15 protein-coding genes and 1 tRNA gene are annotated in these 16,867 nt (G+C 60.4%); 12 read left to right on the plus strand and 4 right to left on the minus strand.

The window, feature by feature from the left end:
- Positions 1 to 37: 37 nt before the first annotated feature.
- Positions 38 to 1,330 (minus strand): PspC domain-containing protein, encoded by a 1,293-nt coding sequence (locus tag CXQ94_RS02405; RefSeq protein WP_104086619.1) that lies wholly within the window; start codon positions 1,328 to 1,330, stop codon positions 38 to 40.
- A gap of 114 nt (positions 1,331 to 1,444) precedes the next feature.
- On the opposite strand from CXQ94_RS02405, the gene CXQ94_RS02410 reads away from it, so the two are divergent.
- Both CXQ94_RS02410 and CXQ94_RS02415 read left to right on the plus strand, forming a co-directional pair.
- Positions 1,445 to 2,719: an ATP-binding protein gene (locus tag CXQ94_RS02410; protein ID WP_104086620.1), complete on the plus strand. Its 1,275-nt coding sequence runs from the start codon at positions 1,445 to 1,447 to the stop codon at positions 2,717 to 2,719.
- Positions 2,716 to 3,372 (plus strand): response regulator transcription factor, encoded by a 657-nt coding sequence (locus CXQ94_RS02415; protein ID WP_104086621.1) that lies wholly within the window; start codon positions 2,716 to 2,718, stop codon positions 3,370 to 3,372. Before CXQ94_RS02410 ends, CXQ94_RS02415 begins: the two co-directional genes overlap by 4 nt.
- A gap of 136 nt (positions 3,373 to 3,508) precedes the next feature.
- Here CXQ94_RS02415 and CXQ94_RS02420 read toward each other — a convergent pair whose 3' ends face one another.
- On the minus strand, positions 3,509 to 4,741 hold the full coding sequence (locus tag CXQ94_RS02420; protein ID WP_104086622.1) for a pyridoxal phosphate-dependent aminotransferase: 1,233 nt from the start codon (positions 4,739 to 4,741) through the stop codon (positions 3,509 to 3,511).
- A gap of 249 nt (positions 4,742 to 4,990) precedes the next feature.
- Here CXQ94_RS02420 and CXQ94_RS02425 point away from each other — a divergent pair.
- The 9 genes from CXQ94_RS02425 (at position 4,991) to rplL (ending at position 10,948) form a co-directional block, all read left to right on the plus strand.
- Positions 4,991 to 5,063: transfer RNA gene (locus CXQ94_RS02425), tRNA-Trp, on the plus strand.
- A gap of 124 nt (positions 5,064 to 5,187) precedes the next feature.
- On the plus strand, positions 5,188 to 5,481 hold the full coding sequence (gene secE / locus CXQ94_RS02430; protein WP_104086623.1) for a preprotein translocase subunit SecE: 294 nt from the start codon (positions 5,188 to 5,190) through the stop codon (positions 5,479 to 5,481).
- Between the two features lie 86 nt (positions 5,482 to 5,567).
- Complete coding sequence (nusG, locus tag CXQ94_RS02435) at positions 5,568 to 6,389, plus strand: transcription termination/antitermination protein NusG (RefSeq protein ID WP_104086624.1); 822 nt, start codon at positions 5,568 to 5,570, stop codon at positions 6,387 to 6,389.
- Positions 6,390 to 6,520: 131 nt separating this feature from the next.
- Positions 6,521 to 6,952 (plus strand): 50S ribosomal protein L11, encoded by a 432-nt coding sequence (gene rplK / locus CXQ94_RS02440; RefSeq protein WP_062286616.1) that lies wholly within the window; start codon positions 6,521 to 6,523, stop codon positions 6,950 to 6,952.
- 148 nt (positions 6,953 to 7,100) lie between these two features.
- Positions 7,101 to 7,808 (plus strand): 50S ribosomal protein L1, encoded by a 708-nt coding sequence (gene rplA / locus CXQ94_RS02445; RefSeq protein ID WP_104086625.1) that lies wholly within the window; start codon positions 7,101 to 7,103, stop codon positions 7,806 to 7,808.
- Positions 7,809 to 7,912: 104 nt separating this feature from the next.
- On the plus strand, positions 7,913 to 8,455 hold the full coding sequence (locus CXQ94_RS02450; RefSeq protein WP_104086626.1) for an N-acetyltransferase: 543 nt from the start codon (positions 7,913 to 7,915) through the stop codon (positions 8,453 to 8,455).
- A gap of 25 nt (positions 8,456 to 8,480) precedes the next feature.
- Positions 8,481 to 9,578: a GNAT family N-acetyltransferase gene (locus CXQ94_RS02455; RefSeq protein WP_104086627.1), complete on the plus strand. Its 1,098-nt coding sequence runs from the start codon at positions 8,481 to 8,483 to the stop codon at positions 9,576 to 9,578.
- A gap of 308 nt (positions 9,579 to 9,886) precedes the next feature.
- A complete protein-coding gene (rplJ, locus tag CXQ94_RS02460) occupies positions 9,887 to 10,474 on the plus strand; it encodes a 50S ribosomal protein L10 (RefSeq protein ID WP_104086628.1) in 588 nt (195 codons plus the stop codon).
- Between the two features lie 99 nt (positions 10,475 to 10,573).
- On the plus strand, positions 10,574 to 10,948 hold the full coding sequence (gene rplL, locus CXQ94_RS02465) for a 50S ribosomal protein L7/L12 (RefSeq protein ID WP_104086629.1): 375 nt from the start codon (positions 10,574 to 10,576) through the stop codon (positions 10,946 to 10,948).
- 259 nt (positions 10,949 to 11,207) lie between these two features.
- Here the strand turns inward: rplL and CXQ94_RS02470 are convergent, their stop codons facing one another.
- Entirely contained in the window at positions 11,208 to 11,687 is a 480-nt protein-coding gene (locus CXQ94_RS02470) for an aminoacyl-tRNA deacylase (protein WP_104086630.1), read from the minus strand.
- Positions 11,684 to 12,883: an acetyl-CoA C-acetyltransferase gene (locus CXQ94_RS02475; RefSeq protein WP_104086631.1), complete on the minus strand. Its 1,200-nt coding sequence runs from the start codon at positions 12,881 to 12,883 to the stop codon at positions 11,684 to 11,686. Before CXQ94_RS02475 ends, CXQ94_RS02470 begins: the two co-directional genes overlap by 4 nt.
- 442 nt (positions 12,884 to 13,325) lie before the next feature.
- Here CXQ94_RS02475 and rpoB point away from each other — a divergent pair, with 442 nt between their 5' ends.
- A complete protein-coding gene (rpoB, locus tag CXQ94_RS02480) occupies positions 13,326 to 16,844 on the plus strand; it encodes a DNA-directed RNA polymerase subunit beta (protein ID WP_104086632.1) in 3,519 nt (1,172 codons plus the stop codon).
- Positions 16,845 to 16,867: the final 23 nt, after the last annotated feature.

Consider the following 16,867-nt stretch of genomic DNA (forward strand, 5'->3'; position numbering starts at 1 on the left):
CTCGTGTCTGATGTTGAGGGGTCTGGCTGCGTCGTCATCACTTGCCTGCAACCGGGATAACGCTGATGTTGCTGGCTGCTCCCTGCAAGGTGATGACCAGCCCATAGCCCTTGGCGTCGGGGTTGATGTCGGTAGTGGAGCTGTCGGCAATTGACCCGCCGTTCTTTTGCCCGTCAATCGTCATCGAGGCGGCGGCCAGGTCACTACGAATCCTGACGGGGACGCTGGTGGGCACCTTGATGACCACGCTGGAGGCTGCCGTATCAATGGGGATCAGCACATCGGCGGTCAGAGGGGTTGAGGTGGCCAATTGGGTCAGGTCAACCGTGGCATTGCCGAGCACAAGGGTTCGCCCAGATTCTGCGGCACCAAGAGTGGTCGGGGCCCAGGTCACATCGTTCAAGGCGGTGAATTCTCCACTGTGCGGGGGCAGGCTCAGTAGGCCAGCCAGCACCAGTGCCACTATGGCGAAGGCGCCCACGCCGCCTGCTGCGCGGCCCATGATTCCGGCGACGATGATTGCCACTCCGGCAGTGATGCCCGCGGCTGCGGCGGCGGTGGCCACCTGGTAGCCGTTGAGGTCAATGATGGTGGCCGCGTTCAGCATCAGCACCGTGGCACCAACCACCACTGCCAGGCCCAGCGAAAGCAGGCTGGCCGCAGCACCCAAACGGGGTTTGACCTTCACAACTGCAGGCTTGCGGTACGGAGGTGGCACAGGCATATAGGGCTGCTGCGGCACATAGGGCAGTTTCGTCGTTGCCGACGCCGCGAAGTAGGGAACGCCGGGATTGGAATCAGGCGCGTACGGGGGATTCCCGGGCGCGGCCACCGGACGCGGTGACTTACTCTTGTTGCGCGTGACGGCCCAGTAGATGATGGATCCGACGGCGGCTATCCAGAAAAGCGGCCACGGGAACCAGCCGTCGTGCCCGCCCCAGATGGCGCCCTGACCGGGGCCAAGCAGCCCCAAGAAGCTGACGATGGCGGCTCCGGTCATCCCCGTTGACCAACGGCCATGGCTGACCTCTTCGACGTGGATGCGGCCGTCAGGTTCGGGAAGTAGCGCCCAGGCGACGCCGTAGGCCAGCAAGCCCACACCGAAAAAGAGGGTGAGGACCACGGCAAGCCCGCGCACGATCACAGGATCGATTCCCCACTTGTTGGCGAGTCCGCTGCACACCCCGCCCAGCCAACGATTCGGGCCACGTTGCACTCCTAGGCCGCGGAGCCACTGGTAGAACCTTGCGGATTCGGGCCGCGGGGAGTGGTTTTCCGGGGGAGGCGTGGGGCCTGCCGGCTGCTCTGGGGTGTCATGGGTGATGTTCATAGTTCAATGGTGGCCCTGGGCAGGGTCGCGTGAACATCCGGGGTGACCCTGAAAGAACCCTGAACTACCCCGAAGAAGCGGTACGGGTGCGTTGGGCCGTGTTTGGATGGAACCATGAGCGCAAAGATGTACCGTTCCCAGAAACGAGTTATTGCTGGGGTCTGCGGCGGATTGGCCGAACACCTTGGCATCAAGGTGGGGTTGGTGCGCGCCATCATGATCGGCGCCAGCTTCTTCTTCGGTGCAGGCCTGGTGTTCTACGCCTGGTTGTGGCTTCTGGTGCCCATGGCTGGTGAGCAGGCTGGTGAAGGAAATACCCTGCTCGACGCCGACGGCAACCCACGCATAAAGCTCTTCCGCCCAGCCGCCGGGGAACCAACAGAGCCAGGGGCCGCAGACGGACGCCAAAAACTCTCTATCGGCTTCAAGGAAGTGCTGATTGGTGGCGCCCTGGTGATAGCCGCCGTCGTTTTGTTGGGGCAGCAACTGGGGCTAAACCTGCAACTGGGGACATTGATTCCGCTGGTGGTCATCGCCGTGGGTGCCGTGTTGGCGTGGATGCAGCTGGACAACACCCGCCGTGTGGGATTGCTCAGTGCCGCCAAGATGGACACTCCCATGGCCCTGCTGCGCCTGGGAGGTGGGGTCGTGCTTGTCATCGCCGGGGTGCTCGTCATAGTTACCGGATCCGGTTCGTGGACCCTTGTGTGGGCCTCAGTGGTGGCCTCCCTGGCGGTTCTTGCCGGCGTGGCCCTGGTTCTTGCCCCGTGGGTGCTGAAGTTCTGGCGGGAGTTTCAGGCCGAGCGGGCAGGGCGCATCCGGGAAACGGAACGGGCCGAGATCGCCGCCCACCTGCACGATTCAGTGCTGCAAACCCTGGCCCTGATCCAAAAGAGTGCCAATTCCGCCTCCGATGTGACGCGCCTTGCCCGGGCACAGGAACGCGAACTGCGGGAATGGATTTACCAAGATGCCGGCCAGAACAGCGGCCAATTGGTTGCTCGGGTGAAGGCCGTCTGTGCCGAGATTGAAGACCTTTACGGGCAGAGCGTGGAGGTGGTAACTGTGGGTGATGCCGAGCTGAACGACCACAGCCAGGCCCTTGTCCAGGCCACACGCGAGGCCGTGCTCAACGGCGTCAGGCACGGTGGGACAGCGGTCTCGGTCTATGTTGAAGCCGGGCCAAAGGGCGTCGATGTGTTCGTCAAGGACCGCGGCGCCGGCTTTGAAGTCGCTGCCATCCCGGCGGACCGGCTAGGGGTCAGGGAATCCTTGCTCGGGAGAATGTCCCGCAATGGCGGAACGGCTGAGATCATTAGCTCAGCCAGTGGGACAGAAGTGCGCCTGCACCTGCCCAGCGAAACAAGCAACCATGAGGACGCGCGATGACAGATGCACCGCAACCCATCCGTGTGGTGGTGGTGGATGACCACGCCATCTTCCGATCCGGCCTGAAGGCCGATCTTGACGCCGACATTCTTGTTCTGGCCGAGGCCGCCACCGTGGAAGAGGCGATTGCCGAGGTAACACGCAACAGCCCAGATGTGGTGCTGCTTGACGTCCACCTTCCCGGTGGCAGGGGGCAGGGCGGCCGGGAAGTCATTGCGGGGTGTGCGGCGTCGATGCCAGGGACCAAATTCCTGGCACTGAGCGTTTCCGATGCCGCCGAGGACGTGGTGGCCGTTATTCGGGCCGGTGCCCGCGGCTATGTCACCAAATCGATTTCCGGGGCTGAAATTTCAGATGCCGTCCGGCGTGTGGCTGGCGGCGACGCCGTGTTCTCGCCCCGCCTGGCCGGATTTGTCCTTGACGCTTTCGGTACCGCCGAGGTGGCGGTCGAGGACGAGCTGGACCGGCTCTCGGCCCGCGAACTGGAGGTTATGCGCCTGATCGCCCGGGGCTACTCCTACAAGGAAGTGGCCAAGGCCCTGTTCATCTCCATCAAGACGGTTGAATCACACGTCTCCGCAGTGTTGCGCAAACTCCAGCTTTCCTCCCGTCACGAGCTGACCCGCTGGGCCGCAGACCGCCGCCTGCTCTGAAGCACCGGCGGCCAAGCTCGACCGCCGGTGGCCGGACCCGGTGTTTCCGTAGGCGACGTAAAGGAGAACGAAGGCCGCCCGCGGCCGAAGTTCGGATAGTCGCCGAGGGAATGCCGAGTCCGGCCACCCCGTGTGGTTACTTGGCTGTGCCTAGGAACTCCTGGAGGCGGGCGATGCCTGTGGCCAGGTCCTCGTCGCCTAGTGCGTAGGAGAGACGGATGTAGCCGCTTGGACCAAAGGCCTCACCCGGAACGACGGCAACTTCCACCTTGTCCAGGATCAGCGCGGCCAGCTGCGCCGACGTCGTGGGGCGCACTCCTGCGATCTCCTTGCCCAACAGTCCGCGGACATCGGCGTAAGCGTAGAACGCGCCGTGCGGTGTGGGGCATTCGACGCCGTCGATCGCGTTCAGGCCGGCAACCATGGCCTTACGACGACGGTCGAAGGCCACCTTCATCTCATCTACCGCGGTCAACGGGCCGGCGACGGCGGCCAGGGCAGCCATCTGGGAGACGTTGGCAACGTTGGAGGTGGCGTGGGACTGCATGTTGGTCGCGGCCTTGATGACATCGGGCGCCGCGATCATCCAGCCCACGCGCCAACCGGTCATGGCGTAGGTTTTGGCGACACCGTTGAGGATGACCACCTTGTCGCCGAGTTCCGGGACGGCGGTGGCGATCGAGGTGAACGGCACGGCGTCGTAGGTGAGGTGTTCGTAGATTTCATCGGTGATAACCCACAGGCCCTTGGATGCCGCCCACAGTCCGATCTCACGGGTCTGTTCCGGCGAGTAGACGGCGCCGGTCGGGTTGGACGGGGAAACGAACAGCAAGATCTTGGTGCGAGGAGTCAGGGCCGCTTCCAGCTGCTCCACCGTGACAAGGTAACCCTGCTCGGGTCCGGCGAAAACGTCGACGGGAACGCCGCCTGCCAAGCGGATGGCTTCCGGGTAGGTGGTCCAGTACGGGCTCGGAACCAGTACCTCGTCCTCGGGATCAAGCAAGGTCGCGAAGGATTCGTACACTGCCTGCTTGCCTCCGTTGGTGACAAGCACCTGGGAGGCGTCCACCGAATAGCCGGAGTCACGCAGGGTCTTGGCCGCAATGGCAGCTTTCAGCTCTGGCAAGCCGGCAGCGGGGGAGTACCGGTGGAACTTAGGCTGGCGGGCGGCGTCGATGGCTGCCTGAACAATATAGTCAGGGGTGGGGAAATCGGGCTCGCCGGCACCGAACCCGATGACGGGACGGCCAGCAGCTTTAAGTGCTTTGGCTTTGGCGTCAACGGCCAGCGTGGCTGATTCGGCAATGGCGGCGATGCGGGCGGAGATACGGCGCCCTGTGGAGTTCTCAGCTGTCAGTTCGGCAGACATCTAGGTACTTTCTTTTCAACGGTGAGCTTAAAAATTACAAACTTTTGTCACTCCCTACTTTAGGCGCATTGCGTACCCGGTTCGACGTACCGCGTTAAGGGTGCGTAGAATAGATAACTGGTGCGAAACTTCCATGATGGTGCACGCCTTGACGCTGGTTTGGAAAACAGCCATTCAAGACGGTAAGTTATTCATGGCAAAGAACGCCGCCGGAACTTCAAAATCAGGTTCCAGGAGTGTTTGCTTCAAAGGGTAGTGGCGCAATTGGTAGCGCAGCGGTCTCCAAAACCGCAGGTTGCAGGTTCGAGTCCTGTCTGCCCTGCGCATAGGCGTAGCGGGTTTGGTTCACTGGTTTTTAGGTGGACCAAACCCATCTCCGTCTCGCGAATAAAATGCACGCGACATGTACTCGTTCCACACGGGTGCGGTGTCATCCCAACTAATGATTGAGTGAGGCACTGGTGACCGATACTTCGGCAAGCAACTCCAAGCGCCGCTCTGCAAAGAAGACAAGCAAGTCCAGCGGACCTGGTTTCTTCGCACGCATTGCGATCTTCCTCCGCCAAGTCATTGGTGAGATGAAAAAGGTTGTCACCCCCACTCGCAAAGAGTTGATCAACATGACCGCCGTTGTGCTGGTATTCGTGGTAATCGTCATGGCGATTGTCACCGTTTTGGATCTCGGGTTCGGCAAGGCCGTACTTTGGGTCTTCGGCGGCAACGTCGGCGGCGAGCAGTAAACGCTCAACTTTGGCCGGCCCCGCTGTGAATACGGCAAGGGTCGGTTTGAGCCATTTAAGAAACGCACAAGGAAAGCAGGAAATTCGTGTCTGAGCAGGAGCCCGAGGCAACTTACAGTGAGCAGGACCTGGACACTGTGGTCGCTGATACTGCCATCAGTGCCGACCTTGATGCACCCGAGGCCGTAGATAGTGACGATTCCGCCACATCTGCCACGGACGACGTCGACGCGGAAGATTCCCTCGATGAGGACACTGACGCACAGGTAACTGAAGCTGACGTTGCAGCCGACGCCGAGCCCGAGGTCGATCCGACCGAGGAGTTCAAGGCCAAGCTGCGCCGCCAGGAGGGTGACTGGTATGTCATCCACTCCTACGCCGGTTACGAAAACCGCGTCAAGGTCAACCTGGAATCCCGCAGCCTGTCGCTGAACATGGAAGATTACATCTTCGAAATTCAGGTCCCCATGGAAGAAGTCGTGGAGATCAAGAATGCCCAGCGCAAGGTTGTGAACCGCGTTCGCATCCCCGGCTACGTTCTGGTCCGCATGGACCTGACGGATGCTTCCTGGGGCGTCGTTCGCCACACCCCCGGCGTTACGGGCTTCGTGGGCAACGCCCACAACCCGGTCCCGTTGCGTCTGGATGAAGTTTTCTCCATGCTTGCCCCGATCTTCCAGGAGCAGCAGGCGGAAGAGAGCGGCATTCCGCTGCGTCACGATCCCGCAGATGCCGACATTGACTTTGAAGTCGGCGAAGCCGTCATCGTCAAGGATGGTCCGTTCGAGACCTTGTCCGCCACGATCTCCGAGATCAAGCCCGAAACTCAGCAGCTCGTTGTGCTGGTTTCCATCTTCGAGCGTGAAACCCCGGTTACGCTCGCCTTCAACCAGGTCACCAAGATCTAGTTGAACCACTGATTTCGCTGAACGGCAACTCAAGCTTTGTTGCCGGGCAGCGTTCGGCCGGACGCCATTCGGCCACACACCTTGGACGCGCTCCGTCGTCCTAGGAAAGATATTGAGAGAAGGACCCTACATTGGCTCCCAAGAAAAAGGTCACCGGCCTTATCAAGCTGCAGATCCAGGCAGGCGCCGCTAACCCGGCACCGCCCATCGGTCCGGCGCTTGGTCAGCACGGCGTCAACATCATGGAATTCTGCAAGGCGTACAACGCTGCAACGGAATCCCAGCGCGGAAACGTTATCCCGGTTGAAATCACGGTTTACGAAGACCGTTCCTTCACCTTCATCACCAAGACCCCGCCGGCTGCAGAGCTCATCAAGAAGGCTGCAGGCATCGCTAAGGGTTCAGGTACGCCTCACACTGTCAAGGTTGCTCAGCTGACCAAGGCTCAGGTTACCGAGATTGCAACCCAGAAGATGGTTGACCTCAACGCCACCAGCATTGAAGGCGCAGAGAAGATCATCGCCGGTACCGCCCGTTCCATGGGTGTCACCGTCGAAGCTTAAGTCTTTCGACTTTCGCTTTACGCCCATTTGGGCACCAATAAACATAAAGAGCGACGCCGGCCACTCACCTTTGGTGGGCGGGCGACGTACGTAGTGGCAGGGCCCGCGCGGTCCTAACGACCACAACTGCACAAGGAGAAACAGCAGCATGGCAAAGCGCAGCAAAGCATATGAGGCAGCCGTAGCCAAGATCGATGCGGAGAAGGTTTACGCACCGTTCGAGGCCATCAAGCTCGCCAAGGAGACCAACCCCTCCAAGTTCGACGCGACCGTCGAGGTTGCCTTCCGCTTGGGTGTAGACCCTCGCAAGGCCGATCAGATGATCCGTGGCACCGTCAACCTGCCGCACGGTACCGGTAAGACTGCCCGCGTTCTGGTTTTCGCAACCGGTGAGCGTGCCGAAGCTGCAATCGCAGCAGGTGCCGACTGGGTTGGAACAGACGAACTGATCGAAAAGATCCAGGGCGGCTGGACCGACTTCGACGCAGCCGTTGCCACCCCTGACCTCATGGGTAAGGTTGGCCGTTTGGGTAAGGTTCTTGGTCCTCGTAACCTCATGCCGAACCCGAAGACCGGTACGGTAACGAACGATGTTGCCAAGGCTGTTAACGACATCAAGGGTGGAAAGATCGACTTCCGTGTCGACAAGCACTCCAACCTTCACTTCATCATCGGCAAGGTGTCCTTCGACGCCGTCAAGCTGGCTGAGAACTACGCAGCAGCACTGGAAGAGGTGCTTCGTTTGAAGCCGTCCGCTTCCAAGGGCCGCTACCTGCAGAAGGCCACCGTCACCACGACGTTCGGCCCCGGCATCTCCGTGGATCCTGCGGCCACAAAGGTCTTGACCGAGGTCTAAGGCTTAGTTTTACTATGAGAGGGTCGGTGTAGCGAATCGCTACACCGACCCTCTTTTTTTATAGTGTTGAATACCAAAACCACACCACTGCAGGGAGATGCTCCATGGACGTCACCATTCGCCAGGCCTCCGGCGCTGACGCCTCGGCACTCGCCGAACTTGCGGCGGTAACTTTTCCCTTGGCCTGCCCGCCCAGCAGCCAAGCCGAAGACATTGCCGCGTTTATTGCCGCCCATCTTAGCGAGGCGTCCTTTGCCGCCTACCTGTCGGACCCGCAACGGAAACTATTCGTCGCCCAGGATGCCTTGGCCCCGGCTGTGCCGCGCTTGCTGGCCTACACCATGCTGGTTGACGCGCCGCCGTCGGACGCGGATGTTTTAGCGGCACTGAATGGTCCGGCCATGGAATTGAGCAAATGCTATGCCCATCCCGACTGCCACGGAACCGGGATCAGTGCGGCCTTGATGGCTGCGAGCCTGCTCTGGGCCGCTGAGCAGGGAAGCCCGCAGGTCTGGTTGGGTGTCAACGCGGAGAACCTGCGTGCCAAGAAGTTCTATGAAAAGCACGGCTTTGCCGTGGCAGGACAGAAAAGTTTTCAACTGGGGAGCCGAGTCGAGCACGACTACGTCATGCTCCGGCCCCTCTAAAGTAAGTCTTCAGGAGCAACAAAAAATGACTGAGATCCGGATCGAACAACTGCGAGTGCCCGAGTCACTGGACGACCAAGACGGTCCTGACTTCCTCCTGGCCGTTGAGGTGTCCCGGCAAGTGCGGATCAATACTTGGGGCAATGCCGACCTCGCCTACACCGGCGCCGAACTTTTGGCCGTCTGCCACGATCCCTATGAGTGGTATGTGATGCTCGTGGCCCGTCTCGAAGGTGAGATAGTTGGCCGGGCCGGTATCGCCATGCCCCTGGATGAGGCGACAGATCTGGCCCATGTGACACTCGATGTCCTCCCCAAGGCCCAGGGCTACGGGATTGGGCGCAAACTTTTGGAAGCCGCCGAGACCTTTGTCCGAGGCGAAAACCGACGAGTCGTGGTGGTGGAAACAAACCACGCCGCTACCGGATTGGGGGCCGCCGGCGTCGAGGTTCTCAAGGCTGCCAGTGGTGTTGGCGAGTTGCCCATGAACAGCAGGGAGACCATGTTTGCCTTCAATGCTGGATATGCACTGGAACAGGCTGAAAAGTTCAGTTCCTGCGCCTTGCCCTTGGCTCCTGGGGTGGTGGAGGACCTCTCCGCGCTGGGCAGCCAGGAGCACCAGGACGCCTACGCTGTGCACCAATGGATTGACAGGAGCCCAGAGCGGTGGGCAGCTGGCATTGTCCGGTTGGAGCAGGGGCACGAGCAGCAACGCAACAAAGCTGATGCCACCGATGGTGACGATGTCGTGTGGGATGTGGCGCGGCTGCGTGAAGCGGAGTCCATGTCGGTGGAATCCGGCCGTCATTCATTAGTGAGCGCCGTCGAGTACCTGGCAACGGGGAGCCTGGTTGGATTCACGTCCATCTCGGTCCTGGGGGAGCGGGACGACGTCGTTTTTCAGGACGACACCGTGGTTGAACCCGAACACAGGGGCAACGGTCTAGGGCTGAAGATCAAGGCCGCGAACCTTGCCCTGTTAGCTAAAGAATTCCCTGCCGCCCGCACCGTCTATACCTGGAACGCTGCCGACGACACTTACATGTTGGAAGTGAATGCCAGGCTCGGCTTTGTCGCTGCGGGGGTTACCGGGCAATGGCGCAAGGACTTCGATTTGGAGTAGCTGCTCCCAGTCCTGTAATCTTAAGGAACCAAAGACCGTCGGTCGATGGAAATCAACCCCATTGCGAATGGTGCATCATGTGCCTTTTCCTTGGAACCGGGCGATTTTTCATCCGAAAGTCCATATATGGACGGCCAGCGCAGGTGCACAAAGCTTAGGCAGTGTTGAACCGGGTGATAAACCCATGGATCCGCTGCCACTAACGCCCCGTACATCTGTGCGGGGCGTTTTGTTTGTCCGGATCATTCCCTTGCGGGGAGATTTGGCCAGGGCTTGAAAGACCGGCATTAATTCCCGGAAGGAGGGTTATGGCAACGCCAACAAAGGTGGCTGCGGTTGCAGAAATCAAGCAAGATTTCAACGATTCCACCGCAGCAGTCCTAACCGAATACCGTGGGCTCACCGTTGCCCAGCTCAAGGAGCTGCGCGTTTCTCTCGGCCAGGACACCAAGTTCTCGGTTGTAAAGAACACTCTGACTGCCATTGCGGCCAAGGAAGCTGGTGTTGACGCTTTCGAAGGTCAGCTCTCCGGCCCCACCGCCATTGCATTCATCAAGGGTGACGCTGTTGCAGCAGCAAAGAGCCTGACGGATTTTGCAAAGGCCAACAAGGCACTGATCATCAAGACCGGTATCTTCGAAGGCAAGGCTCTCGACGCTTCTGAGGTTGCCGCACTGGCCGCCCTGGAATCCCGCGAGCTGCAGCTGGCCAAGGTTGCCGGCATCCTCAAGGCTCCGATGGCAGCCGCTGCACGCACGCTCGAGGCATTGCGCCTCAAGCTTGCCGAAGGCGCTCCCGCTGAAGAGGCTCCGGCCGCTGAAGAAGCTCCTGTAGCTGACGAAGCACCGGTTGCTGAAGAGGCTCCGGCCGCAGAAGCTGAGACCACCGAGGCCTAGTCCTCATGGGGGCTTGTCCCCTGTAGTTTTCCCTAAATCCATGAGGACTTAGGTTTTAGATTCGGCCCCCGGGCCAAGTACACAGAAGGAGCGCCACCCATGGCTAAGCTCACCAACGACGAGCTCATTGCAGCTTTCAAGGAACTGACCATCATCGAGCTCTCTGAGTTCGTCAAGCTCTTCGAAGAGACCTTCGAAGTTACCGCTGCTGCTGTTGCAGTTGCCGGTCCTGCTGGCGGCGCTGCTGAAGAAGCCGAAGAGCAGACCGAATTCGACGTCATCCTCGAGTCCGCTGGCGACAAGAAGATTGCAGTCATCAAGGAGGTGCGCGCCATCACGTCCCTCGGCCTCAAGGAAGCTAAGGACGTCGTTGACTCCGCTCCCAAGGCTGTCCTCGAAGGCGCCACCAAGGAAGCTGCTGAGAAGGCCAAGGAAGCTCTCGAAGCTGCCGGCGCCACGGTTACCCTCAAGTAATCACCTCGCCTTTCACAAAGAAGCCCCGCACCGTTTGGTGCGGGGCTTCTTTGCGTCCCGACGCGGTATCACTTTTGGCGCATTTCTGACGGACGCGGTATCACCTTTGGTGCAGTTCTGGCGGACGCGGTATCACCTTTGGCGGGAAAAACTTGAACGCTGTATCACCCACGATCGCTAGGTGATACGGCGTTGCCCCAGGGAGAGCCAAAGGTGATACGGCGTTGCACCAGGGAGCGCCAAAGGTGATACCGCGTTGCTACTCGGGGACGGAGATGTCTGCGACCGTCGCGTCGAAGGCAGCAATGAGGGCATCTGCCTCGACGAACATGCTGTAGCCGTGTTCGCCGGCACCCATGGCAACCCGGCGCCCAACGATCGTTGCGTCTATAAACACCGGCCAGGCCGTGGTGCTGCCCAAGGGGGTAATGGTTCCGCGCTCGTATCCCGTGGCAGCCAAGGCGACGTCGGGCTTGGGCAGCTGGAGTTTGTTCACGCCCACCACCTGGCGGAGCTTGGGCCAGGAGATTGACCGGCCGCCAGGGACCAAGGCAAAGAGGAAGGTGTCGTCGCTGCGCTTGACCACGAGTGACTTGACGATGTCCGACGGCTCAATGCCCATCAAGGCTGCGGCCTCCGCAAGAGAATTCGCCGCAGGGCGGGCGAAGATCTCCACGTCCAAGCCGCGCTCCTGCGCGTCGGCAGCAACTCTGGCGTGACCCTCTGCTGACACGCTCACTCGGCGTCTCGGAACAGCAACAGGGCCTCGCCCTGCCCGCCACCACCGCAGAGCGACACCGCAGCTTTGCCTGAGCCGCGGCGGCTCAGTTCGAACGCGGCATGCAGTGCCAGCCGGGCGCCGGAGGTACCGATGGGGTGACCCAGCGCGATGGCGCCACCGTGGATATTGCACTTCTCCAGGGGGTAGTCAAGATCCCGCAGCGACTGGACGGCCACCGAGCCAAAGGCCTCGTTAATCTCGATGAAGTCGAGATCGGAGGTGCTCCAGCCTGCCTTTGCCAGGGCGCTGAGTATGGCGTTGGACGGTTGTGAATGCAGAGAGTTATCGGGGCCGGCAACTTGGCCCGGGGCGCCCACGGCAGCAAGCCAGGCAAGGCCGTGTTCGTCGGCGTAGGCGCGGGTAGTCAGCACCAGGGCAGCTGCGCCGTCCGACAGGGGAGAGGAGTTGCCTGCGGTGATGGCGCCGTCGGCCGTGAATGCCGGGCGCAAACCGGCAAGGGTTTCCACAGTTGTGGCAGCCCTGACGCCTTCGTCCTGCGTCAAAATCACGTGATCACCCTTGCGCTGCGGCACGGAAACCGGCACAATCTCGCCGTCAAACACGTTGGCTTCCTGGGCGGCGGCAGCCCGCTGGTGGGACGCTGCGGCAACCTTGTCCTGCGCCGTACGGCTAATGTTCAGGCGAATGTTGCCGCGTTCGGTGGACAAACCCATTGATTCACCGTCAAAGGCGTCGGTGAGACCATCGTGGGCTGCGACGTCCAGGGCCTGCACTGAGCCGTACGTCCAGCCCTGGCGTGAGCCGGGAAGCAGGTGGGGGGCGCGTGTCATGGACTCTTGGCCGCCAGCCACCACCACGGTGGCGTCGCCGCTGCGAATCATGCGGGCGGCATCGATCACCGCCGTCAGGCCGGACAAGCACACCTTATTGATGGTTACGGCGGGCACATTCCAACTGATTCCGGCGCCCACGGCGCTTTGACGGGCCGGATTCTGCCCGGCCCCGGCCTGGAGGACGTGGCCCATGATGACGTGATCAACCTCTGAGCCCGAAACGCCCGATCGCTCAAGTGCGGCTGCGATAGCCTTGGCACCGAGTTCGACGGCGGTGAAACTCGCCAGTTGGCCGTTGAGTCGTCCTTGCGGGGTGCGTGCACCTGCGAGGATTACCACATCGTTTGCTGCTACAGCCATTGCGAGCCACTCCTTAAAGCATCACCTGCACAGATCACCGTTGACGTGTGCATAGGTTTCTATAGAATCTAACAGTACGAGCGGGAAGAAAATTTCCACAATATTGCCTTCGGGCATTGCCTTCGATGACGGCGAAAAGATCCTTCGCACCGGCGGGTGAACATTGATACTTGCGTATTTTTCGAACGTGGGGTAGACACGCGACCCCTTTTACCTGTAATGTAGTTCTTTGCGTATCCCTCTTAACCTTCAGCCTTCATATAGCGGTGGGCTTTGCTTAGGACAAGAGCTTGGAAAGACGCATCGAACGGGCCGTTTTGGCCGCTTTTCGGTGCGTGGCTGACAAGTTACTTGACCAGCGTTCGCCTTGGTTTGATGACCAAGTGGCGAATCGGGTGAGGGTTCACAAGAACAAGCCTGCAGGTCTGTGGAAGGATCCCTCTTGGTCGCCTCGAGCACCTCTAATGTAAATAACGCTGCAACCGCTATCGATTCAAACAGCACTGACGGTGCAAAGAGTCGCCTCTCATTCGCAAAGATTCACGAGCCGCTTGACGTGCCGAATCTGCTTGCACTCCAGACCGAGAGCTTTGACTGGCTCGTCGGCAACGAGCGCTGGCAGAACCGCATGCAGACGGCTGTGGATGCTGGCGATGACAGCGTGGCCGTAACCTCTGGTCTGTCTGACATCTTCGAAGAGATCTCCCCGATTGAAGACTTCCAGGGCACCATGTCCCTGTCCTTCACGGAACCGGAGTTCGCCGACCCCAAGTTCACAGTTGACGAGTGCAAGGACCGCGACGCCACATACGCCGCACCGTTGTACGTCAAGGCTGAGTTCATGAACAACCTCACCGGTGAAATCAAGCAACAGACCGTGTTCATGGGCGATTTCCCGCTCATGACCAACAAGGGTACGTTCGTCATCAACGGCACCGAGCGTGTTGTTGTTTCCCAGCTGGTCCGTTCCCCGGGTGCTTACTTTGAGCGCACCGCGGATAAGACCAGTGACAAGGAAATCTTCACCGCAAAGATCATCCCCTCACGTGGTGCATGGTTCGAGCTGGAGATTGACAAGCGCGACCAGGTTGGCGTCCGCCTTGACCGCAAGCGCAAGCAGTCGGTCACCGTACTGCTGAAGGCCCTCGGCTGGACCGAAGGCCAGATCTTGGAGGAGTTCGGCGAGTTCGACTCCATCCGTGCCACGCTGGAAAAGGATGCCACCACCGGCCGCGAAGATGCGCTCTTGGACATCTACCGCAAGCTGCGTCCGGGCGAGCCGCCCACAGTTGACGCCGCCGACGCGCTGCTGCACAACCTGTACTTCAACTCCAAGCGCTACGACCTGGCCAAGGTTGGTCGTTACAAGATCAACCGCAAGCTGGGCATCGATTTGCCGCTGAGCGATGAGAAGGCATCAGTGCTGAGCGTGGACGACATCGTCGCCATGATCAAGTACCTGGTCACCCTGCATGCCGGTGGCAAGACCACCAAGGGCCAGCGCGACGGCGCCGAAGTTGACCTCCGCGTCGACGTCGACGACATCGACCACTTCGGTAACCGTCGTATCCGCGCCGTGGGCGAGCTCATCGAGAACCAGGTCCGCACGGGTCTGTCCCGTATGGAGCGCGTTGTTCGCGAGCGTATGACCACGCAGGACGTCGAGGCCATCACGCCGCAGACACTGATCAACATCCGTCCCGTTGTGGCAGCGATCAAGGAGTTCTTCGGAACGTCCCAGCTCTCACAGTTCATGGATCAGAACAACCCGCTGGCCGGTCTGACGCACAAGCGTCGCCTGTCCGCGCTGGGCCCGGGCGGTTTGTCCCGTGACCGTGCAGGCATGGAAGTTCGAGACGTTCACCCGTCGCACTACGGCCGTATGTGCCCCATTGAAACCCCTGAAGGCCCCAACATTGGTCTGATCGGTTCCTTGGCATCCTACGGACGCATCAACCCCTTCGGTTTCATCGAAACCCCCTACCGTCGTGTCAAGAACGGCTTCGTTTCCGACGAAGTTGATTACCTGACAGCTGACGATGAGGTCGACGTCGTGATTGCTCAGGCAAACGCGCCGTTGAACGATGACAACCACTTCTCCGAGGACTCCGTACTGGTTCGCCAGCGCGGTGGTGGTGGAGAGCCCGTCCTGATCCCGGCCGACGAGGTCGAGTACATGGACGTTTCCCCGCGCCAGATGGTGTCTGTGGCTACGGCCCTGATCCCGTTCCTTGAGCATGATGATGCTAACCGCGCCTTGATGGGTGCGAACATGCAGCGTCAGGCTGTGCCGCTGGTCCAGTCCGAGGCCCCCTTCGTGGGTACCGGCATGGAGCGCGCCACCGCTGTTGACGCCGGCGACGTCGTCATCGCCAAGAAGGCCGGTGTGGTTTCTGAGGTCTCCGCAGACATCGTTGTGATGTTGAACGACGACGGCACCGAGACCAACTACCCGATCGCCAAGTACCAGCGTTCCAACCAGGGAACCGCTTACAACCAGCGTGTTCTGGCCTCTGAGGGCCAGCGCCTGGAAGTTGGCGGCATCATCGCCGACGGTCCGGCAACGGACATGGGCGAGCTTGCCTTGGGTAAGAACCTCTTGGTTGCCTTCATGTCCTGGGAAGGTCACAACTACGAGGATGCCATCATCCTTTCGCAGCGCATTGTTGCTGAGGATGTACTCTCCTCCATCCACATCGAAGAGCACGAGATCGACGCTCGCGACACCAAGCTTGGTGCCGAGGAAATCACGCGGGATATCCCGAATGTTTCCGAGGAAATCCTTGCTGGCCTGGACGAGCGCGGCATCATCCACATCGGTGCGGAAGTTGAAGCCGGCGACATCCTGGTAGGTAAGGTCACCCCCAAGGGTGAAACCGAGCTGACCCCGGAAGAGCGTCTGCTGCGCGCCATCTTCGGTGAGAAGTCTCGCGAAGTTCGCGACACTTCCTTGAAGGTTCCCCACGGCGAGTCCGGAACCGTCATTGGCGTCCGCGTCTTTGATCGCGACTCCGACGACGACCTGCCTCCCGGCGTGAACCAGCTGGTTCGCGTGTACGTTGCCAACAAGCGCAAGATCACCGATGGTGACAAGCTTGCCGGCCGTCACGGTAACAAGGGTGTCATTTCCAAGATCCTGCCGATCGAAGATATGCCGTTCCTTGCCGACGGTACCCCCGTTGACATCGTTCTGAACCCCTTGGGTGTTCCCGGTCGAATGAACGTCGGCCAGGTCCTGGAAATCCACCTCGGTTGGGTTGCCAAGACCGGTTGGAAGATCGAGGGCGATCCGGAGTGGGCCAAGAAGCTTCCGAACCTGCCGCGTGAAATCGGTCAGACCAAGGTTGCCACCCCCGTGTTCGATGGTGCTCGTGATGAGGAAATCACCGGCCTGCTGGACTCCACGAACCTGACCCGTGACGGCGAACGCCTGATCGATTCCTCAGGTAAGACCCGTCTGTTCGACGGCCGCTCCGGCGAGCCGTTCCCGGACCCGGTTTCCGTGGGTTACATGTACATCTTGAAGCTTCACCACTTGGTGGATGACAAGATTCACGCCCGCTCCACCGGCCCGTACTCCATGATCACGCAGCAGCCGCTGGGTGGTAAGGCACAGTTCGGTGGCCAGCGCTTCGGTGAGATGGAAGTGTGGGCCCTGGAGGCTTACGGTGCCGCGTACACCCTGCAGGAACTGCTCACGATCAAGTCCGATGACATTCACGGTCGCGTGAAGGTTTACGAGGCGATCGTCAAGGGTGAGAACATCCCGGAGCCGGGTATCCCGGAATCCTTCAAGGTTCTTATCAAGGAAATGCAGTCGCTGTGCCTGAACGTGGAAGTTCTTTCCACTGACGGAACCACGATTGAGATGCGTGACTCGGATGAAGAAGTCTTCCGGGCCGCGGAAGAGCTGGGTATCGACCTTTCACGGGCCGAGCCGAACTCTGTCGAAGAAGTTTAGTGAGTCGGCGGCGGTGGCCAGCC

This window comes from Arthrobacter sp. GMC3, assembly GCF_002929305.1.
Lineage (GTDB): Bacteria > Actinomycetota > Actinomycetes > Actinomycetales > Micrococcaceae > Specibacter.